We start from the raw sequence: 17,004 nt of genomic DNA, 5'->3' as shown, positions 1-17,004 counted from the left end.
GCATCGTCACGTGGTCCGGGGGACAGGCCCGGCCCGCCCTTCTCTGTAGAGCCGAGCCCGTGCTCGGCTGCTTCTGGCGGGAAAGGCAGCCGAGCATGGGCTCGGCTCTACGACAACGTCGCTCAGGCGATCTGCACGATGCGCGCGTTCTGACACAGCGGGTAGCTGGCCACGAATTCGGCGATCGCATCGCGCATCGCCTCGAACGATTGGCCGTACATGTACAGCGCGGTCTCGGTCGGGCCCTGCCACCAGCTGCAGATCTCGCCCAGGCCGTCGATGCTCTCCGACAGCTGCTCGAACACGTGGTTGGAATCGCACTGCTCGTAGACGTCGTCCGGCAGGTTCAGGCCGTCCAGGTAGATGCCCAGGCCCTCGGTCACGCCGAAGCTGCGGTCGGCCTCGCCGGCGCCGTGGATCTTCGAGCCCTTCGGTGCACCCAACTGCTCCAGCAGGTCGATCAGCTTCGGTACGCCACCCGCATCGACCAGCGCCACTTCGATGTCGCCGTATTCGACCTCACCCAGATCGGACATCGCAGTGCCGCCGCCCGTCAGCTCGCCCACCTGGGCCGCCTGCAGCAACGCGTCAAGCGGATCCTCGAACAGTTCATGGCGATGTTCGGGTTGCAGCTTGGCATTCAACGTCACGGTGACGTGCAGCGTGGGTTCGGTCATGGGGGCGTTCCTGGAAGAAGTGCCGCCTATTGTAGAGCCGGGCCGATGCTCGGCTGCTTTTCGCGCCAGACGCCGCCGAGCATCGGCTCGGCTCTATAACAGCCCGTCAACGCAGGAACGGCGTGACCTTGCGCTTCAGCAGCTCCACCAGCACCGGGTCCATGTAATCGTAGTCGTCCGGGATATCCAGGCAGATCACCCGCTTGCCGTTCAGCCATGCCTTGTAGCGGCTGGACAGCCGGTTGCGGTGGGCGCGCTCCATCACGAACACGATATCGGCCCACTGCAGCAGCTCGGGGCTGAGCACTTCCTCGGCATCGGCCAGCAACCCGGCCGAGGCAGTCTCGATGCCCGGCCAATCGGCGAATACCTGCTCGGCGGTGGGGCTGCGCAGGCGGTTCTGGCTGCAGAGGAAGAGCACGTTGCGGGTCATGCGCGCAGCCTAATCGGGGCCGGATCCCTTTTCCAACGGAAAAGGCTCCGGCCCCAACCACGTGCATTCCGCGATGGGGTCAGAGCCCTCCCTGCGGGAGGGATCCGGCCCCTGAACGGTGATCAGATCACCGTCAGGTTGGCGTAGGCCATCACCAGCCACTTGCTGCCGGCATCCGCAAACTCGACCTGCACGCGGGCGTGCGCGCCGCTGCCTTCATAGTCGGTCACCATGCCTTCGCCGAACTTGGGATGGGTGACCAGCGCGCCGAGCTTGACTGGCGGCGCCTCGATCGAGGCATGGCCCATCACCCGGCTGGCGCCCATCGAGGCCGGCCGCGAGACCTGCACCTTCGGGCGCACTTCGTGCAGCAGCTCGCGCGGAATCTCGCGCAGGAAGCGCGACGGCAGGCTGTAGTTGTCCTGGCCGTGGATGCGGCGCGATTCGGCGTAGCTCAGCACCAGCTTCTGGCGCGCGCGGGTGATGCCGACGTAGGCCAGGCGGCGCTCTTCCTCCAGCCGCCCGCTTTCTTCCAGCGAACGTGCGCTGGGGAACAGGCCGTCTTCCATGCCCGCCAGGAACACCAGCGGGAATTCCAGGCCCTTGGCCGAATGCAGGGTCATCAACTGCACACCGTCCTCGCCGGCCTGCGCCTGGCCTTCACCGGCCTCCAGCGCGGCATAGGCCAGGAACGCGACCAGCTCGTCCATGTCCTCGCCCACTTCCTCGATGTCGTCGGCGCGGCGCACGAAGCGCGAGGCGACCGAGACCAGTTCGTCGAGGTTGTCGGTGCGCGATTCCGAATCCAGCGAATTGCGGCTTTCCTTGCTCCAGTGCTCGCGCAGCTGCGAGCGGGCCAGCACGTGGTCCACGCGCTCGGCCAGGGTCATGTGCACGGTCTGCGCCTGCAGCTCGTTGACCAGCCCCAGGAAGCCGGCCAGCGCATTGCGCGCGCGCGCGGCCAGCGCGTTGCCCTGGGTGACCAGCATCGTTGCTTCCCACAGCGAGATGCCCTGCGCGCGCGCCTCTCGGCGCACTTCGTCCAGCGTGCGGTCGCCGATGCCCCGGGTGGGCGTGTTGACCGCGCGCTCGAAGGCGGCGTCATCGTTGCGGTTGGACAGCAGGCGCAGGTAGGCCAGCGCGTCCTTGATTTCGGCCCGTTCGAAGAAGCGCATGCCGCCATACACGCGGTACGGCACCTGCTCGCTCAGCAGCGCCTCTTCCAGCGCGCGCGACTGCGCGTTGCTTCGGTAAAGCACGGCCACTTCGGTGTAGCTGCCCCCGTCGCGCACCCATTGGCGGGCACGCTCGACGATGTAGCGCGCCTCGTCCATCTCGTTGTACGCGGCGTACAGGTCGATCGGCTCGCCGTCGCCGCTGTCGGTCCACAGCTGCTTGCCGATGCGATCCGGGTTGTGCGCGATCACCGCGTTGGCAGCGCCGAGGATGTTGGCGGTGGAGCGGTAGTTCTGCTCCAGGCGGATGGTCTGCGCGCCCGGGAAATCGCGCAAGAAGCCCTGCACGTTCTCGACCTTGGCACCGCGCCAGCCGTAGATGGCCTGGTCATCGTCGCCGACCACGAACACGTGGCCGGAATCGCCGGCCAGCACGCGCACGAAGGCGTACTGGATGGCGTTGGTGTCCTGGAACTCGTCCACCAGGATCTCGCGGAAGCGGGCGCGGTAGTGCGACAGCAGCGCCGGGTTGTCGCGCAGCAGTTCATGCGCGCGCAGCAGCAGCTCGGCGAAGTCGACCAGCCCGGCGCGGTCGCAGCGCGCCTGATACTCGATGTAGGCCTGGCGCATGGTTTCCAGCCACGCGTCGTGCGGTTCGGGCTGGATGTGCTGCGGGCGGCGGCCCTCGTCCTTCTGCGCGTTGATCCACCACGCGATCTGCTTGGGCGGGTACTTGCCGTCGTCCAGCTCCAGCGCCTGCACCACGCGCTTGACCAGCCGCAGCTGGTCGTCCGAATCCATCACCTGGAAGCCTTCGGGCAGCTTCGCGTCCTGCCAGTGCAGGCGCAGCAGGCGGTTGGCCAGGCCGTGGAAGGTACCGATCCACATGCCACGGCTGCCATGGGGCAACTGTGCATCGATGCGGTGGCGCATCTCGCCGGCCGCCTTGTTGGTGAAGGTCACCGCGAAAATGCCGTGGGTCGGCACGCCGTCGACTTCATGCAGCCAGGCGATGCGGTGGGTGAGTACGCGGGTCTTGCCGGAACCGGCACCGGCCAGCACCAGGTGGTGACCGGGGGGAGCGGAGACGGCTTCGCGCTGGGCCGGGTTCAGGCCATCAAGCAGGTGGGAGACATCCATGCCCCCATTTTACGGCATCGCCGTCGCGGCTCCTGCGACCACCTGGGTGGCCAGTGCCTGCGCCTGCTGACGCAGTTCAGGCACCGCCAGGCTTTCCCACAGGCTGCCGATGCGCAGGCTGCCGAGTACGCCCAGCCGTGCCTGCGACTGGCCACCGGCCGCACGCAGGCGGTCGCCCGGCACCGTGCTGTCCAGGCCCAGCCCATGCGGGCCGGGGCGGGCCAGGCCATCGGCCTGCAGCTGCTGCAGCAGCGGATTGCGCAGCGCGCTGGCGCGGGTTTCCACACCGGTGGCGTTGATCACCCCGCTGATCGTCCACTGCTGATCCTTGCCGGAGGCATCGCGACCCGACAGCCGCAGGGCATCGCCTTCGCGGCCGACGCGTTGCAGGCGGGACCGGTGAATACGCAGTTGGCCGCTTTCGATCAGCGCCTGCAGCTGTGCGTCGACCTCTTCGGCGATGCGGTGGCGATGCACGTCCCAGTAGCGCACCACATGGCGCAGGAAGCGGCGCTGGTCGGCCGCGTTGAGGCTGCACCACAGCGCCTGCCCGTGCGGACGGATGCGGTCCATCACGCCCTGCCACGGCAGGCCGTCGGCCTGCGCCTGGCGCGCGAACCCGCGCAACGCGCGCAGGCGCTGGCGCAGGCTCATCGGCAGCAGCGCAGCCGGGTCGAACGTGGGCAGGCCACCATGCGCATGCGGCAGCGGCAGCAGCCCGTGGCGCGAGATCACATGCAGCGGGCCGGTGTGGCCGGCTGCAACCAGCGCCAGCACGGTGTCGGCCATGCTCAGGCCGGAGCCGACAATGGCCACGGCCTGCCCACCGGCCAGGGTGCGCACGCCGTCGTAGTCCCAGGCCTCGATCACATCATCGGCGGGCAGCGCCTCGGCACCGGCCACCGGCAGCGGCCGCATGCTGTTGCCGGTGGCGAGCACTGCCTGTGCGGCGTGCAGCGTCTGGCCATCGCCGAGTGCCAGCTGGTAGCCGTGGTCATCGGGCTGCAGGCCCAGCACCGGCTGCGCGATCACCTGCAGCTGCCCCGGGCTGGCCGCGGCGGCCTCCTGCAGGCGCTGCTGCAGGTACGCCGCAAAGTAGTGGCGGCACACGTAGCGCTCGCCCAGCACCTCGCGCGCCTCGCCCGGGTAGGCGTTGGCGGCCATCAGGTAGTCGAGGAAATCGCCAGGCTGGTCGGCAAACGCACTCATCTTCGCCGCCGGCACGTTCAGCAGGTGCTCCGGCCAGGGCGTGGCATAGGCGATGCCCTGCGCCAGCTGCGAGGCGGGTTCGAAGATGGCAATCGCCAGCGGCGCCTGGGCCTGGCGCAACACCTGGATCGCCACCAGCACCCCGGCCGCACCACCGCCGATGATTGCCAGGTCCAGTTCGCCATTACGCGGTGAATCAGTCATGCGCCGATTGTAGGCCATCGGCGATGACGGGCCGGATTGCCGAAGCGGGCGGGAACGACCGCTGTAATGACGGAAACGTCGGAAACGTCGGAAACGACAGGGTAGAGTCGACTGTTAGTCGACTGCTCTTGCGATAAAAATCCCGCGCTGCGCGCGATAGTCGACTAACAGTCGACTCTACCCCGCCGGTTGCATCCACCCCATCGATTGCATCCCCCTGCCGCTTGCATCCACCCCGCCGGTTGCGCGCCCCGCTCACATCAACGCATCGGCCAGTCGTGCGATGCCTTCGCGGCTGCGCCGCCACGTGGGGCGGCTGCGCCACTGCTGCAGGTCCAGCTGCCGCGACTCGCGCAGGTAGCCATCTTCGATCGCGCACAGCTGCTGCACCAGCGCGCGGTCGTAGCAGACCAGGCCGATCTCGGCATTCAGCGCGAACGAGCGGATGTCCATGTTGATCGAGCCGAGCACGGCGATGTCCTCGTCCACGCTCATGTGCTTGGCGTGCAGGAACTGCGGCTCGTACAGCGCGATGCGCACGCCGCAGCGCAGCAGTTCGTCGTAGTAGGCCTCCTGCGCCCACGACGTCAGCCGCTGGTTGTTGCTGGCCGAGAGGATCAGCTGCACCTGCACGCCGGACAAGGCCGCAATGCGCAAGGCGCTCAGCGTGGCTTCGTCGGGCACGAAGTACGGGGTGACCATCACCAGCCGGCGCCGCGCCAGATGGATCAGCGCCGCCACCGCATCGCGTGCGTTGCTGTACGGATAAGCCGGGCCGCTGGGCAGCAGCTGGGTAGCGATGTCGTCGCTGCACTCGGGCACATCGGCGATCACGTCCAGGCGCTGGCCGGTTTCCATGTACCAGTCGCTGGCGAAGACCGCTTCCAGATGCGCCACCGCCGGGCCGCGCACGCGCGCCACCAGCTCGCGGTTCGGGTGGCCGGGCACGAACTGCGGACCGGCCAGGTTCTGCGAACCGACATAGGCCACTTCGTTGTCGATCACCGCGATCTTGCGGTGGTTGCGCAGGTCCATGCGCCCGCTGCGGCGCCAGCGCAGGCCACCGGGCAGCATCGCGCGCACCTCGATGTCGCGCGCTTCCAGGCGCTTGCGATAGGCGCGCAGTCCGCGCTTGGCGCCTACCGCATCGAGCAGCACACGGCATTGCACGCCACGTGCAGCCGCACGCTGCAGGGCCTCGACGATCGCCTCGCCCACCGCGTCGTCGAACATCAGGTAGTACAGCAGGTGCACGCGGTCTTCGGCCTGGTCGATATCGGCGATCAGCGTGTGCAGCGATTCGTCGTAGTCGGTCAGCAGGTCGACCGCGTTGCCGTGCACCGGCATGAAGTCGCCCTGGCGCTGCACCAGCGGCACGATCTCGGCGCTGGCGGTGTCCGGCTGCGGTGTCCAGCGCAGGCGATGCTGCAGCGCCTGTTCTTCGCGGATGACCTGCGAGGCCTCGGCCTGGCGGCGGATGCGCTCGCGCGACAGCCACGGGTGGCCGAACAGCAGGTACAGCGGCAGGCCCAGCAGCGGCACGAAGCCGACCAGCAGCAGCCAGCTGCGCGCGGCCCCCGGCGTGGTGCGGGTGGGAATCCAGCACAGCGCGACCAGCCGGATCAGCCAGTCGATCAGCAGCAGGTAGGAACCCAGCAACCACTCGAACAGCATCGTGTCGCCCGTCGGGAGGTGATGGGCCATTCTGCCCACCGGCCCTTGTGGAGTCGAGCCGCGCTCGACGGCCTTCCGGTCCGGCGGCAGAGCAGCCGAGCGTGGGGGCGGCTCTACAGGACGGCTCAATGCCGCACCGCGTCGGCATGGCGGCGGCCGTTGAGCGCCATGCAGGCAATGCCCGAACGTTCGGCACCCGCATCAGGATGCCGGGAATGAAAAAACCCGCCACAAGGGCGGGTTTTTTCGCGGGGACCAGCAATCCGTGCGGATTACTTGATCTTGCCTTCCTTGTACAGGACGTGCTTGCGCACGACCGGATCGTACTTCAGGAATTCCATCTTCCCCGGGGTGTTCTTCTTGTTCTTGTCGGTCGTGTAGAAGTGGCCGGTACCGGCCGAGGAAATCATACGGACCTTATCGCGCTTGCCTGCCATGATGCTTTACTCCTCAGACCTTTTCGCCGCGCGCACGCAGCTCAGCCAGAACGGAATCGATGCCGTTCTTGTCGATGGTGCGCAGTGCATGCGCGGAAACACGAAGCTTGACCCAGCGGTTCTCGCTGGCCACCCAGAAACGGCGCTCGTGCAGATTCGGCAGGAAACGACGACGGGTCTTGTTGTTGGCGTGCGAGACGTTGTTACCCGTCTGCACTCGCTTGCCGGAAACCTGGCATACGCGGGACATTGCGCACCTCGATAGTAGTAGTTGTCAGCCCGTAGCCCGGGCGACGGCGGCCTCGATGGTTGCCCATCACACGTCAAGAGAATCAAAGGGTTACGCTGGCGTTGGGCGGCCGGGGACGTGCTCCCGGGGGCGCCGCCCGGTAGAAAACCGGACACAGCGAGCCGCGCATTATGCACGGGTTCAAGCACTTGCGCAAGTTACCCACAGGCGGGGACTGAACCGGCAGGGCCGGGGGCACTCCGCCAACCGGCATACTGGCCCGGATCACTGCGGAGCTTTCCATGCGGCTGCTGGCCCTGACCTACGGAACCGAAGGCGATACGCGTCCGCTGGCCATGCTCTGCCATGGGCTGATCGGCGCAGGCCACGCGGTGACACAGCTGGCCGATGGCGGCACCCTGGGCAGCGCGCAGGCCCTGGATGTGCCCCATGCAGCCCTTGAAGGTGACATCCATGACGAAGTGGTCGCCCTGGTGTCGCGTGGCAACGGTGTTGCCGCCGCCAGTTCCGGTCTGGCACGGATGGCGCTGCAGCATGTCAGCGGCTGGATGCGCCAGGCCGATGCGGCCGCAGAAGGCTGCGATGCGATTCTGACCGGCGGACTGGCGGCCTTCGTCGGCATGAGCGTGGGCGAACGCCGCGGAATGCCGGTCATCGGCACCGGCATGATCCCGCTGACCCCGACACGGGCCTTCCGCTCTCCGTTCCTGCCGCCCGGACGTTCGCCGGGCTGGTTGAACCGCGCCAGCTATGGGCTGGTCAACGGCCTGATCTGGCGCCAGTTCCGCCGGCCGATCAACGCGGCACGCCAGCAATTGGGGCAATCGCCGCGCCGCGCGCTGTGGTCCGGCCTGCCGATGCTCTATGGCATCTCGCCGCAGCTGCTGCCGCCGCCGGCGGACTGGCCGGCCGACCACATCGTCTGTGGCCAATGGCGGCTTCCTGATGCGCCCTGGACGCCCCCGGTCGATCTGCAGGCCTTCCTCGATGCCGGGCCGCCGCCGGTGTACCTGGGCTTTGGCAGCATGACCGGGTTTGATCGCGAGCGCGTGCTGCCGGCCCTGCTGCAGGCGCTGGCACCGCGCCGGGTGCTGCTGTTTCCAGGGTGGGCCGGGCTGCCGACGGGCGCGCTGCCAGCAGATGTGTTCGTGCTCGGCCCGACGCCACACGAAGCACTGTTCCCGCATTGCGCACTCGCCATCCACCATGGTGGCAGCGGCACCACGCATTCGGCCTGCCGCGCCGGCATTCCCTCGCTGGTGATGCCGTTCGCCGCGGATCAGTTCTTCTGGGCCGATCGCCTGCATCGGTTGGGCGTGGCACCGGCACCGTTGTCACTGAAGCGACTGGATGCAGCAACGCTGGCGGCAGCCATCACCTTCGCTGAAACCGACGCAACACGCGCACGCGCGGCAGCCCTGGGCGCGGCGATGAGCCATGAGGACGGGGTGGCACGTGGCGTGGCAATGATCGAGCGCTGGTTGCGGCCGGTGTAACAGCGGCCAGGCCTCAGCGCAGGTGCGGAATCACCTGCGCCAGCAGATGGGCATCCTTGAGCGCGCCGTGCAGGCCGCGCTGGCTGGGAATGCGCAGGCGCTGCAGCACATCATCCAGCTTGTTGCCTTGGCCCGGCCAGCGCCCGCGCGCCAGCTTCAGGCTGCAGGTGATGCGGCAGTGCTGGGCCAGCGTGCCGGGGATACCGGACAGACGCAGCTCGTTGTCCAGGAAGCCCACATCGAAGGTGGCGTTGTGCGCGACCATCTCGCTGCCGCGCAGGAAGTCGAGCAGTTCAGCAGCCTTGCTGGAAAACAGTGGCTTGCCTACCAGCATCGCATCGCTGATGCCATGCACGCGCTGTGCGCCCCAGCCGACCCTGCGCTGCGGCTGCAGGTAGGTGTGGAACTGGCGGCCGCTGAGCTGGCCATCGATCAGTTCGACGGCACCGATTTCGATCACCCGGTGCCCCAGGCGGTGGGAGATGCCGGTGGTTTCGGTATCCAGTGCGACGATGCGGCTCATCAGGGTGTGCGTTCTCCAGTACGTGCACGCCGATTTTCGCACGCGACCGATGCACTCACCCCAGCGCTTCCACCACCCAATCAATGAACACCCGCAACCGCTGGCTCATGTGCCGGTTCGGCGGGAACATCACGTGCATCGGCATCGACGGCAGTTGCCAGTCCTCCAGTACCGGCAGCAACTCGCCACGCGCCACGTGCGGGTCGGCCATGTAGCTGGGCAGCGCCACCACGCCGAGTCCGGCCAACGCAGCGGCCAGATAAGCGTTGCCGTCATCGAAGCCGACCGTATAGCGGCCCTGCACCTCGACGCGTTCATCGCCGCGCTGCGCGCTGAACACCCGCGCCCGGCCACTGCGCGGGCTGAGGAAGCCGACCATGTGGTGGTCGGGGCCTTGCAGCGCGCGCGGATCGGTCGGCAGGCCGAAACGCTGCACATAGCCGGGGCTGGCGTGGAAACCGATCGGCAGCGCCGCCAGCGGCCGCGCCACCAGTGCCGGGTCGGTCGGGGTGCCGCCCCGGATCACGCAGTCGACGTTGTCGGCGATGACATCGACCTCGCGGTCGCTGACGCCGACGTCCAGCTGGATGTCCGGGTAGCGCGCCTGGAAGTCCGGCAGCGCCGGCACCAGCCGCAGTCGCGCGTAGGGTCCGGGCACATCCACCCGCAGGCGGCCGCGCGGCTGGCTGGCTGCGTCGCCCAGCCCGCCCTCCACCTCTTCCAGCTCGGCCAGCAGGCGGACGATGCGCGGGTAGTAGGCCGCGCCATCGGCGGTGACGCTGACCCGGCGCGTGGTGCGGTTGAGCAGGCGCAGCCGCAGGTGTGCCTCCAGCTGCTGCACCAGCTGGGTGACCGTGGTGCGGCTGATCTGCAGCGTGTGCGCGGCGCGGGTGAAGCTGCCGGTTTCCACGACCCGGGCAAACGCCCGCATCGCCTCGAAACGGTCCATGGCGGGCCATGATTGTTTGGAATTGACAATCAATCTAGGCCGATCATCGCGGTTTATCCAGACAGCACTGGCGCGGAGGATGGCGTTCTCTCCCAAGGGATCTTCCCCATGTCACAGCGTGATGTCGTTTTCCCCACCGGCCGCCAGGCCCTGTACGAGCGCAACCGCTACTCGCCGGCGATCCGATCCAACGGTTTCCTGTTCGTCTCCGGCCAGGTCGGCAGCCGCGAGGACGGTTCGCCCGAGCCGGACTTCGAGGCGCAGGTGCGCCGCGCCTTCGAGAATCTCAACGCCGTGTTGGCTGCTGCGGGCTGCACCTTCGATGACGTGATCGACGTGACCGTGTTCCTGGTCGATCCAGAGAAGAACTTTGAGAAGGCCTGGGCGATCGTGCCGGAGTATTGGGGCGAGGCGCCGCACCCGACCCTGACCGGTATCGGCGTGACCTGGCTGTATGGGTTCCAGTTCGAGATCAAGGTGATCGCGAAGCTGCCGTGATACGGGTAGTGCCGGCCGCTGGCCGGCAACGCGGTGGGGTCGAAAAGCGTGTCGACCAAGGTCGACACCTACCAGAGCACATGTGCGCGGCGCACCCGAACGATGTGGTGGGGTCAGAGCCCTTTCCGGAGGAAAGGGATCCGACCCCGCGCCCGGCCCAGCTGAACGGGAGATTCCGACGAATTCCCGAAGCGGCCATTGATATTGTATCCGTCGAAAACCGCTTGCTAGCCTCCCGTCCATGCGCCGGATCGCCCGCCACCTCCGCTCGACCCTGCTGATGCTGCTGATGGCGGCATTCGTGGTCGTGCCGGTGGCCGACGTGCTGGCCTGCGCGGTTGAACCGCACGACACCACGGCGGTGCACGTGGAAAGCAACGCCGATGATGCCGAGGGTGACAGTGACGGCAAGCACACCGGTGCCTGCAGCCACAACCACTGCCACCACTCCAACCTGAGCCTGCCGGCCAGCACCCTCGCCGCCTTCGGTGCGCCGCTGCCGGCGCGCTGGATGAATGCCGGCGACGCGGCGACCTATGCGGTCGCCCAGGATGAATTGACGCGTCCCCCCCGGGCGTGAGTTGAGCGCGTCCCGCGATTGCGGGCTCCCGTTTCACTCACAACCGGAATCCCCCTATGTCGATCCTGACACCTCGGTCGCTGCGTGCGGCCGGGCGGGTCGTCGCCGTGTTGCTGGGCCTGGCCCCAGCGGCAGCGGTGATGGCGCAAGCCGCCCCTTCCTATGACACCCTGCTTGAACGCCTGGACCAGCTGCCCGGCACCCGCGTCGGTGCGGCGCTGGCCGAGGCCGCCGATGCGCGCGCCGACCAGGCCCGCGCACTGCCCAACCCTTCCCTGTCCTGGTCGGCCGAGAACGCCTGGGGTACCGGCTCCTATGGCGGCATGGGCAAGGCCGATACCGTGCTCACCCTGTCCCAGCCGCTGGAGGTCTGGGGCCAGCGCGGCGCGCGCGTCCGTGCGGCCCGCGCCGAAGCACAGGCGGCCAACCTGCGTGGCGCGCAGAGCCGCAGCGACGTGGCCAGCCAGCTGGCGGTGGTCTATGCACAGGCGGAAAGTGCACTGCGCCGCTACACCCTGGCCGAAGAGGCACTGAGCCTCACCCGCGATGACGCCAACGCCGTCAACGCGTTGGTCAAGCAGGGCCGCGAACCGCAGCTGCGTGCTGTGCAGGCGCAGAGCGAAGTGGCCAATGCCAGCGCCGCGCTGGATGAGGCGCAGGCCTTCCGCGATGCCGCGCTGGCCCGCCTGGCCGGCACCGCGCTGCTGGATGCGCCGGTGCAATCGATCGGCGACAGCCTGCTCGACCGCGCGCCGCCGCTGCCACGCGGTGCCATCGATACCGCACTGGCGGTGCGCATCGCGGAAGCCGAGGCCGATGCGGCGGGCAAGCTGGTCGACGTGGAGCGCAAGCGCGCCCTGCCCGATCTGAGCGTCACCGCCGCGCAGACCCGCTTCCGCGAAGGCGGCGAGCGTGCCTACAACCTCGGGGTCAGCCTCAGCATCCCGCTGTTCGACCGCAACCGCGGGGGCATCCGCGCCGCCACTGCCGACCAGCGTGCAGCCGAAGCACGCCTGGACCAGCAGCGCCGCGACAGCGAGGCCGAGCGCCTCTCCGCGGTGGCCGGGTTGAAGGCCGCCAGCAGCCGTACCCGCGCCGCCGATGAAAGCGTGGTCGCCGCCGAGGAGGCGTATCGCCTGGCTCGCATTGGCTTCGACGCCGGACGCATCTCGCAGCTGGAACTGCGCAGCACGCGCAGCGCCCTCATCGCCGCCCGCGGCACCGCCGTGGATGCGCGCCTGTCGCGCGTCGCCGCGGAAATCGATCTTGCCCGCCTGGAAGGGCGCGCACCCTTTGTGGAGGCCCCATGACTCTCTCCCGTACTTTCCCGCTGATCGGCGGCGTGCTGCTGGCCGTGCTGCTGGCCGGCTGCGCTGGCAATGCGCAGACGCCTGCAAATGAAGACCCGGCTGCGGCCAAGGCCGGCACCGACGACGGCCATGGCCACGCGTCCGACAGCAAGGAAGCCAAGGCCGAATCCGCAAAGGCGCCCGCCGATGCGGATGAGGGTGTCGTGCAGTTGACCCCCGAGCAGATCAAGGCGTCCGGTATCGAAGTGGTCGCGGTCGGTCGTGGTGGCGGTGGCTCCACGCGCCTGTCCGGCCGCGTCGAACCGTCGGTCGGTGCACGTGCCTCGGTGGCTTCGACCGTCACCGGCCGCGTCGAACGCGTGCTGGTCGCACCGGGCACCGCAGTGAAGCAGAACCAGGCACTGGCCATCGTAGTCAGTGGCGAAGCCGCGGTGTTCCGCGCCAATGCGCTCGCCGCATCGGCCGAAGCCGAGGCTGCGCGCCTGGCCTATGGCCGCGACAAGGCACTGGTCGACCAGGGCGTGGTCGCCCGCCAGGAAATGGAAGCCTCGCGCGCACGTTCGCTGGCGGCACAGGCCCAGGCCGCCGCCGCGCAGGCCCAGGCCGCCGCCAACGGTTCGCCGGACAGCAGCGGCCGTGTGCGCATCACCAGTCCGGTGGCCGGCATCGTCGGCAACGTGCAGGTCACCCCGGGTGGCGTAGTCGCCGCCGGCAGCGCGGTGGCCGATGTCGCCGACCCGACGATGAACGAGCTGGTGTTCACTGCACCGCCGGCGCTGGCCGCGCAGGTCACGCCGGGCATGACGCTGGAAGTGAGCGCGCCGGGTGGCAGCTTCACCGCCACCGTCACCGGTTCGGCCGCCGATGTCCGCCAGCAGGGCGGCGTCGCGGTGATCCGCGCCACGCCGGTGGATGCGGCGCTGCCGCCAGCCGGCTCGCCGGTATCGGCCGTGGTCGTCACCGAGGGCCAGGATGGCTCGCTCAGCGTGCCGGCCGATGCGGTGCAGAACGTTGATGGCAGCAGCGCGGTGTTCGTCGCCGTCGAAGGCGGCTTCAAGGCGCAGCCGGTGCTGCCCGGGCGCCGCGCCGGTGACCGCATCGAGATCCTTGGTGGCTTGACCGGCAGCGAGCGCATCGTCGGTGCCAATGCCTTCCTGCTCAAGGCCGAACTGGCCAAGGGCGAAGCCGAGCACGGCCACTGAGGAGGCGACCATGTTCAAGCTGATCATTGAAACAGCGGTGCGCCACCGCTGGCTGGTGGTGTTCATGGCCGCGCTGATCGCCGCCGTGGGCCTGTTCCAGCTGGGCAAGCTGCCGATCGACGCGGTGCCGGACATCACCAACCGCCAGGTGCAGATCAACACGGTGGCACCGGCGCTGACCCCGGAGCAGATCGAGCGGCAGGTGACCTATCCGCTGGAAACCGCGCTGGCCGGCATTCCCGGCCTGACCACCACGCGTTCGCTGTCGCGCAATGGCTTCTCGCAGGTCACCGCGATCTTCACCGATGCCACCGACATCTACTTCGCCCGCCAGCAGGTGGCCGAGCGCATGCGCGAGGCGTCCGAAGACCTGCCCGACGGTGCATCGCCGATGCTGTCGCCGGTCACCACCGGCCTTGGCGAGGTGCTGATGTGGACGGTGGACTTCAGCGCGTTCGACCCGGCCAAGGTGGCCAAGCCCGGTGAAGCCGGCTGGCAGGCCGGCGAGGTCTACCGCACGCCGGAAGGCAACCTGCTGCGTACGCCCGAAGAACGTGCGACCTACCTGCGCACCGTGCAGGACTGGATCATCGCGCCGCAGATGCGTTCCAGCCCGGGGCTGGCCGGGGTCGATACGGTTGGCGGCTACGTCAAGGAGTACGGCGTGCATCCGGACAGCGCCAGACTGGCCGCGCACGGCCTCGGCCTGGCCGACCTGGTCACCGCCCTGCAGCGTTCCAACGTGCAGGCCGGTGCCGGCTTCGTGCAGCGTGCCGGCGAAGGCCTGGTGGTGCGTGCCGATGGCCTGGCGCTGACCACCGACGACCTGGCGCAGGCACCGGTGGCCACCCGCAATGGTGTGGTGGTGCGCGTGGCCGATGTGGCCACGGTGGAACTGAGCCGCGCGCCGCGGCTGGGCGCGGCCAGCCGCAACGGCCATGAAGCCGTGCTGGGCACCGCGCTGATGATTGCCGGTGGCAACAGCCGCACCGTGGCCCAGGCAGCGGCCGCGCGCCTGGAACAGGTAAACAAGTCACTGCCGGCCGACATCGTGGCGGCACCGGTGCTGGACCGCAGCGTGCTGGTCAATTCCACCATCAAGACCGTGGCCAGGAACCTCACCGAGGGCGCGCTGCTGGTGGTGGTGGTGCTGTTCCTGCTGCTGGGCAACCTGCGTGCGGCAACGATCACCGCGCTGGTGATTCCGCTGTCGTTCCTGTTCGCAGTGATCGGCATGAACCGCTTCGGCATCAGCGGCAACCTGATGAGCCTGGGTGCGCTGGATTTCGGCATCCTGGTGGACGGTGCGGTGATCGTGGTCGAGTCGACGCTGCTGATGCTGGGCCAGCGCCGCGCCGAACTGGGCCGTGCATTGACCGCGATGGAGCGGCTGCGCGTGGCCGCCGATGCAGCGCTGAAAATGGCGCGACCGGCGGCGTTCGGCCAGCTGATCATCCTGCTGGTGTTCGCACCGATCCTCACGCTGGAAGGCGTGGAGGGCAAGACGTTCCACCCGATGGCGGCCACGTTCATGCTGGCCCTGGTCGGTGCCTTCCTGTTCTCCTTCACCTTCGTGCCGGCAATGGCCGCGCTGCTGGTGCGCGAGCCCAAGGTGAAAGAAGGTGACGCACATGCTGACGATGGCGAGCACGAAACCAGGCTGATCCGCGTGCTGCGTGCGCGCATCGAACCGGTGGTGCGCAAGGCCGTGGCGCACCCGCGCACGGTGCTGGCCGGTGCGGTGATGATGGTGGTGGTGGGCATCGGCGCGTTCTCGCTGCTGGGCCGCGAGTTCATGCCGACGCTGGATGAAGGCAACGTGGCGATGCAGGCATTGCGCGTGCCGTCGACCTCGCTGGAGCAGTCGCTGGCAATGCAGCTGGCGCTGGAAAAGGCGATTGCCAAAGAGCCGGAAGTGGAAACCGTGTTCTCGCGCACCGGTACCGCCGAGGCGGCCATTGACCCGATGCCGACCAACATCTCCGACAGCGTGATCGTGCTGAAGCCGCGCAAGGACTGGCCCGATCCGACGCTGGCCAAGGACGCACTGGTGGCGCGCTTCGAGAAGCTGGCCGGGCAGCAGCTGGGCAACAGCTTCGAGTTCAGCCAGCCGATCGAGCTGCGCTTCAACGAGCTGATTTCCGGCGTGCGGACCGACCTGGCGGTGATGATCTTCGGCGATGACTTCAGCCAGCTGCAGAAGGTGGCCGACCAGGTGGCGCTGAAGCTGCGTGCGGTGAACGGCGCGGCCGACGTGCGGGTGGAACAGATCTCCGGCCTGCCCACGCTCAATGTGGCGATCGACCACGTGGCGGCGGCGCAGTACGGGCTGACCGCCGCGGATGTGAGTGATGCGCTGTCCACCGGCATCGGCGGTACTGCGGCTGGCAAGATCTTCGAAGGTGATCGCCGCTTCAACGTGGTGGTGCGCCTGGACGATGCCTCGCGCAACGATCCGGACCAGCTGGCCTCGTTGCCGATCGCCACGCCTGCGGGGCTGGTGATTCCGCTGTCGTCGGTGGCGCGCATCACGGTGAGCGAAGGGCCGAACCAGATCAGCCGCAACAACGGCAGCCGCCGCGTGGTGGTGCAGGCCAACGTGCGCGGTCGCGACCTGGGCGGCTTCGTCGGCGAGGCACAGGCCGCGGTGGCCGACGTGGCGCTGCCGCCGGGTGCGTACCTGACCTGGGGCGGTCAGTTCGAGAACCTGCAGCGCGCGGAGAAGCGGCTGGCGACGGTGGTACCGGTCGTGTTCCTGCTGATCGGCAGCCTGCTGTTCATGGCCCTGCGCAGCGGCAAGGAAGCCATTCTGGTATTCAGCTGCGTGCCGTTGGCGCTGGTCGGCGGCATCCTCGCGCTGCTGCTGCGGGGCATGCCGTTCTCGGTATCGGCGGCGGTTGGCTTCATCGCCGTCTCCGGCGTGGCCACGTTGAACGGGCTGGTGCTGATGCAGGCAATCCGCGAACGCCTGGACGCCGGCGACCTGCCGCTGCAGGCGGCGATCAACGGTGCCTCCAGCCGCATCCGCGCGGTGCTGACCACGGCGCTGGTGGCCATCGTCGGCTTCATCCCGATGGCGATTGCCAGCGGTTCCGGTGCGGAGGTGCAGAAGCCGCTGGCCACGGTAGTGATCGGTGGCCTGATCACCGCCACCGTGCTGACCCTGCTGGTGCTGCCGACCTTCGCGGCGCGGGTAGCCAAGCCGCGGGCGGTGGGTTGAGGTGAGAGGGGGTCGGAGCCCTTTCCG

Annotated in this window: 15 protein-coding genes; 6 read left to right on the top strand and 9 right to left on the bottom strand. The window is 68.5% G+C overall.

Annotation, left to right across the window (positions count from 1 at the left end):
- Nucleotides 1-122: 122 nt before the first annotated feature.
- The 7 genes from AC5P9C_RS10985 to rpmB all read right to left on the bottom strand — a co-directional run bounded on the left by AC5P9C_RS10985 (nucleotide 123) and on the right by rpmB (nucleotide 7,199).
- The gene (locus AC5P9C_RS10985) at nucleotides 123-677 is read right to left on the bottom strand and encodes a hypothetical protein (RefSeq protein WP_049471154.1); all 555 of its coding nucleotides are present in this window, start codon (nucleotides 675-677) and stop codon (nucleotides 123-125) included.
- Between the two features lie 106 nt (nucleotides 678-783).
- Entirely contained in the window at nucleotides 784-1,110 is a 327-nt protein-coding gene (locus AC5P9C_RS10980; protein WP_049448189.1) for a low molecular weight protein tyrosine phosphatase family protein, read from the bottom strand.
- Nucleotides 1,111-1,232: 122 nt separating this feature from the next.
- Entirely contained in the window at nucleotides 1,233-3,425 is a 2,193-nt protein-coding gene (gene uvrD, locus AC5P9C_RS10975) for a DNA helicase II (RefSeq protein ID WP_049448186.1), read from the bottom strand.
- A gap of 9 nt (nucleotides 3,426-3,434) precedes the next feature.
- The gene (locus AC5P9C_RS10970; RefSeq protein WP_343543293.1) at nucleotides 3,435-4,856 is read right to left on the bottom strand and encodes an FAD/NAD(P)-binding protein; all 1,422 of its coding nucleotides are present in this window, start codon (nucleotides 4,854-4,856) and stop codon (nucleotides 3,435-3,437) included.
- 237 nt (nucleotides 4,857-5,093) lie between these two features.
- On the bottom strand, nucleotides 5,094-6,512 hold the full coding sequence (cls, locus tag AC5P9C_RS10965; protein WP_049471149.1) for a cardiolipin synthase: 1,419 nt from the start codon (nucleotides 6,510-6,512) through the stop codon (nucleotides 5,094-5,096).
- A gap of 272 nt (nucleotides 6,513-6,784) precedes the next feature.
- Nucleotides 6,785-6,952, bottom strand: a complete 168-nt coding sequence (gene rpmG, locus AC5P9C_RS10960) for a 50S ribosomal protein L33 (RefSeq protein WP_169411268.1) — start codon at nucleotides 6,950-6,952, stop codon at nucleotides 6,785-6,787.
- A 10-nt stretch (nucleotides 6,953-6,962) separates the two neighbouring features.
- Nucleotides 6,963-7,199: a 50S ribosomal protein L28 gene (gene rpmB / locus AC5P9C_RS10955; protein WP_005411638.1), complete on the bottom strand. Its 237-nt coding sequence runs from the start codon at nucleotides 7,197-7,199 to the stop codon at nucleotides 6,963-6,965.
- Nucleotides 7,200-7,480: 281 nt separating this feature from the next.
- Between rpmB and AC5P9C_RS10950 the strand changes: the two genes are divergently transcribed.
- The gene (locus AC5P9C_RS10950; protein WP_414615170.1) at nucleotides 7,481-8,695 is read left to right on the top strand and encodes a nucleotide disphospho-sugar-binding domain-containing protein; all 1,215 of its coding nucleotides are present in this window, start codon (nucleotides 7,481-7,483) and stop codon (nucleotides 8,693-8,695) included.
- A 13-nt stretch (nucleotides 8,696-8,708) separates the two neighbouring features.
- Here the strand turns inward: AC5P9C_RS10950 and AC5P9C_RS10945 are convergent, their stop codons facing one another.
- Entirely contained in the window at nucleotides 8,709-9,218 is a 510-nt protein-coding gene (locus tag AC5P9C_RS10945; RefSeq protein WP_197640908.1) for a DNA polymerase III subunit epsilon, read from the bottom strand.
- 55 nt (nucleotides 9,219-9,273) lie between these two features.
- A complete protein-coding gene (locus AC5P9C_RS10940) occupies nucleotides 9,274-10,167 on the bottom strand; it encodes a LysR family transcriptional regulator (protein WP_270954773.1) in 894 nt (297 codons plus the stop codon).
- 108 nt (nucleotides 10,168-10,275) lie between these two features.
- Here AC5P9C_RS10940 and AC5P9C_RS10935 point away from each other — a divergent pair, with 108 nt between their 5' ends.
- The 5 genes from AC5P9C_RS10935 (at nucleotide 10,276) to AC5P9C_RS10915 (ending at nucleotide 16,977) form a co-directional block, all read left to right on the top strand.
- On the top strand, nucleotides 10,276-10,665 hold the full coding sequence (locus AC5P9C_RS10935) for a RidA family protein (protein WP_065177819.1): 390 nt from the start codon (nucleotides 10,276-10,278) through the stop codon (nucleotides 10,663-10,665).
- A 241-nt stretch (nucleotides 10,666-10,906) separates the two neighbouring features.
- Nucleotides 10,907-11,245 carry a hypothetical protein gene (locus tag AC5P9C_RS10930; RefSeq protein WP_057494028.1) on the top strand — a complete coding sequence of 113 codons (339 nt, stop codon included), beginning with the start codon at nucleotides 10,907-10,909 and terminating at the stop codon, nucleotides 11,243-11,245.
- Between the two features lie 56 nt (nucleotides 11,246-11,301).
- A complete protein-coding gene (locus AC5P9C_RS10925; RefSeq protein ID WP_343540551.1) occupies nucleotides 11,302-12,555 on the top strand; it encodes a TolC family protein in 1,254 nt (417 codons plus the stop codon).
- Nucleotides 12,552-13,757, top strand: a complete 1,206-nt coding sequence (locus tag AC5P9C_RS10920) for an efflux RND transporter periplasmic adaptor subunit (RefSeq protein ID WP_343540553.1) — start codon at nucleotides 12,552-12,554, stop codon at nucleotides 13,755-13,757. Before AC5P9C_RS10925 ends, AC5P9C_RS10920 begins: the two co-directional genes overlap by 4 nt.
- Before the next feature lie 10 nt (nucleotides 13,758-13,767).
- The gene (locus AC5P9C_RS10915; protein WP_182068080.1) at nucleotides 13,768-16,977 is read left to right on the top strand and encodes an efflux RND transporter permease subunit; all 3,210 of its coding nucleotides are present in this window, start codon (nucleotides 13,768-13,770) and stop codon (nucleotides 16,975-16,977) included.
- The last annotated feature ends 27 nt before the right edge of the window (nucleotides 16,978-17,004 follow it).

Source organism: Stenotrophomonas sp. YJH_SMC_10 (assembly GCF_059371555.1).
Note: the sequence above shows the minus strand (reverse complement) of the source record. Positions and strands in the feature narration are given on the sequence as shown.

Excerpts from the sequence above, each read along its gene's own strand:
- AC5P9C_RS10915 (WP_182068080.1), top strand. The coding sequence starts at position 13,768 with ATGTTCAAGCTGATCATTGAAACAGCGGTGCGCCACCGCTGGCTGGTG.
- AC5P9C_RS10945 (WP_197640908.1), bottom strand. The coding sequence starts at position 9,218 with ATGAGCCGCATCGTCGCACTGGATACCGAAACCACCGGCATCTCCCAC.
- AC5P9C_RS10980 (WP_049448189.1), bottom strand. The coding sequence starts at position 1,110 with ATGACCCGCAACGTGCTCTTCCTCTGCAGCCAGAACCGCCTGCGCAGC.
- AC5P9C_RS10970 (WP_343543293.1), bottom strand. The coding sequence starts at position 4,856 with ATGGCCTACAATCGGCGCATGACTGATTCACCGCGTAATGGCGAACTG.
- AC5P9C_RS10950 (WP_414615170.1), top strand. The coding sequence starts at position 7,481 with ATGCGGCTGCTGGCCCTGACCTACGGAACCGAAGGCGATACGCGTCCG.
- AC5P9C_RS10925 (WP_343540551.1), top strand. The coding sequence starts at position 11,302 with ATGTCGATCCTGACACCTCGGTCGCTGCGTGCGGCCGGGCGGGTCGTC.
- cls (WP_049471149.1), bottom strand. The coding sequence starts at position 6,512 with ATGCTGTTCGAGTGGTTGCTGGGTTCCTACCTGCTGCTGATCGACTGG.
- AC5P9C_RS10985 (WP_049471154.1), bottom strand. The coding sequence starts at position 677 with ATGACCGAACCCACGCTGCACGTCACCGTGACGTTGAATGCCAAGCTG.
- uvrD (WP_049448186.1), bottom strand. The coding sequence starts at position 3,425 with ATGGATGTCTCCCACCTGCTTGATGGCCTGAACCCGGCCCAGCGCGAA.
- rpmB (WP_005411638.1), bottom strand. The coding sequence starts at position 7,199 with ATGTCCCGCGTATGCCAGGTTTCCGGCAAGCGAGTGCAGACGGGTAAC.
- AC5P9C_RS10920 (WP_343540553.1), top strand. The coding sequence starts at position 12,552 with ATGACTCTCTCCCGTACTTTCCCGCTGATCGGCGGCGTGCTGCTGGCC.
- AC5P9C_RS10940 (WP_270954773.1), bottom strand. The coding sequence starts at position 10,167 with ATGGACCGTTTCGAGGCGATGCGGGCGTTTGCCCGGGTCGTGGAAACC.
- AC5P9C_RS10930 (WP_057494028.1), top strand. The coding sequence starts at position 10,907 with ATGCGCCGGATCGCCCGCCACCTCCGCTCGACCCTGCTGATGCTGCTG.
- AC5P9C_RS10935 (WP_065177819.1), top strand. The coding sequence starts at position 10,276 with ATGTCACAGCGTGATGTCGTTTTCCCCACCGGCCGCCAGGCCCTGTAC.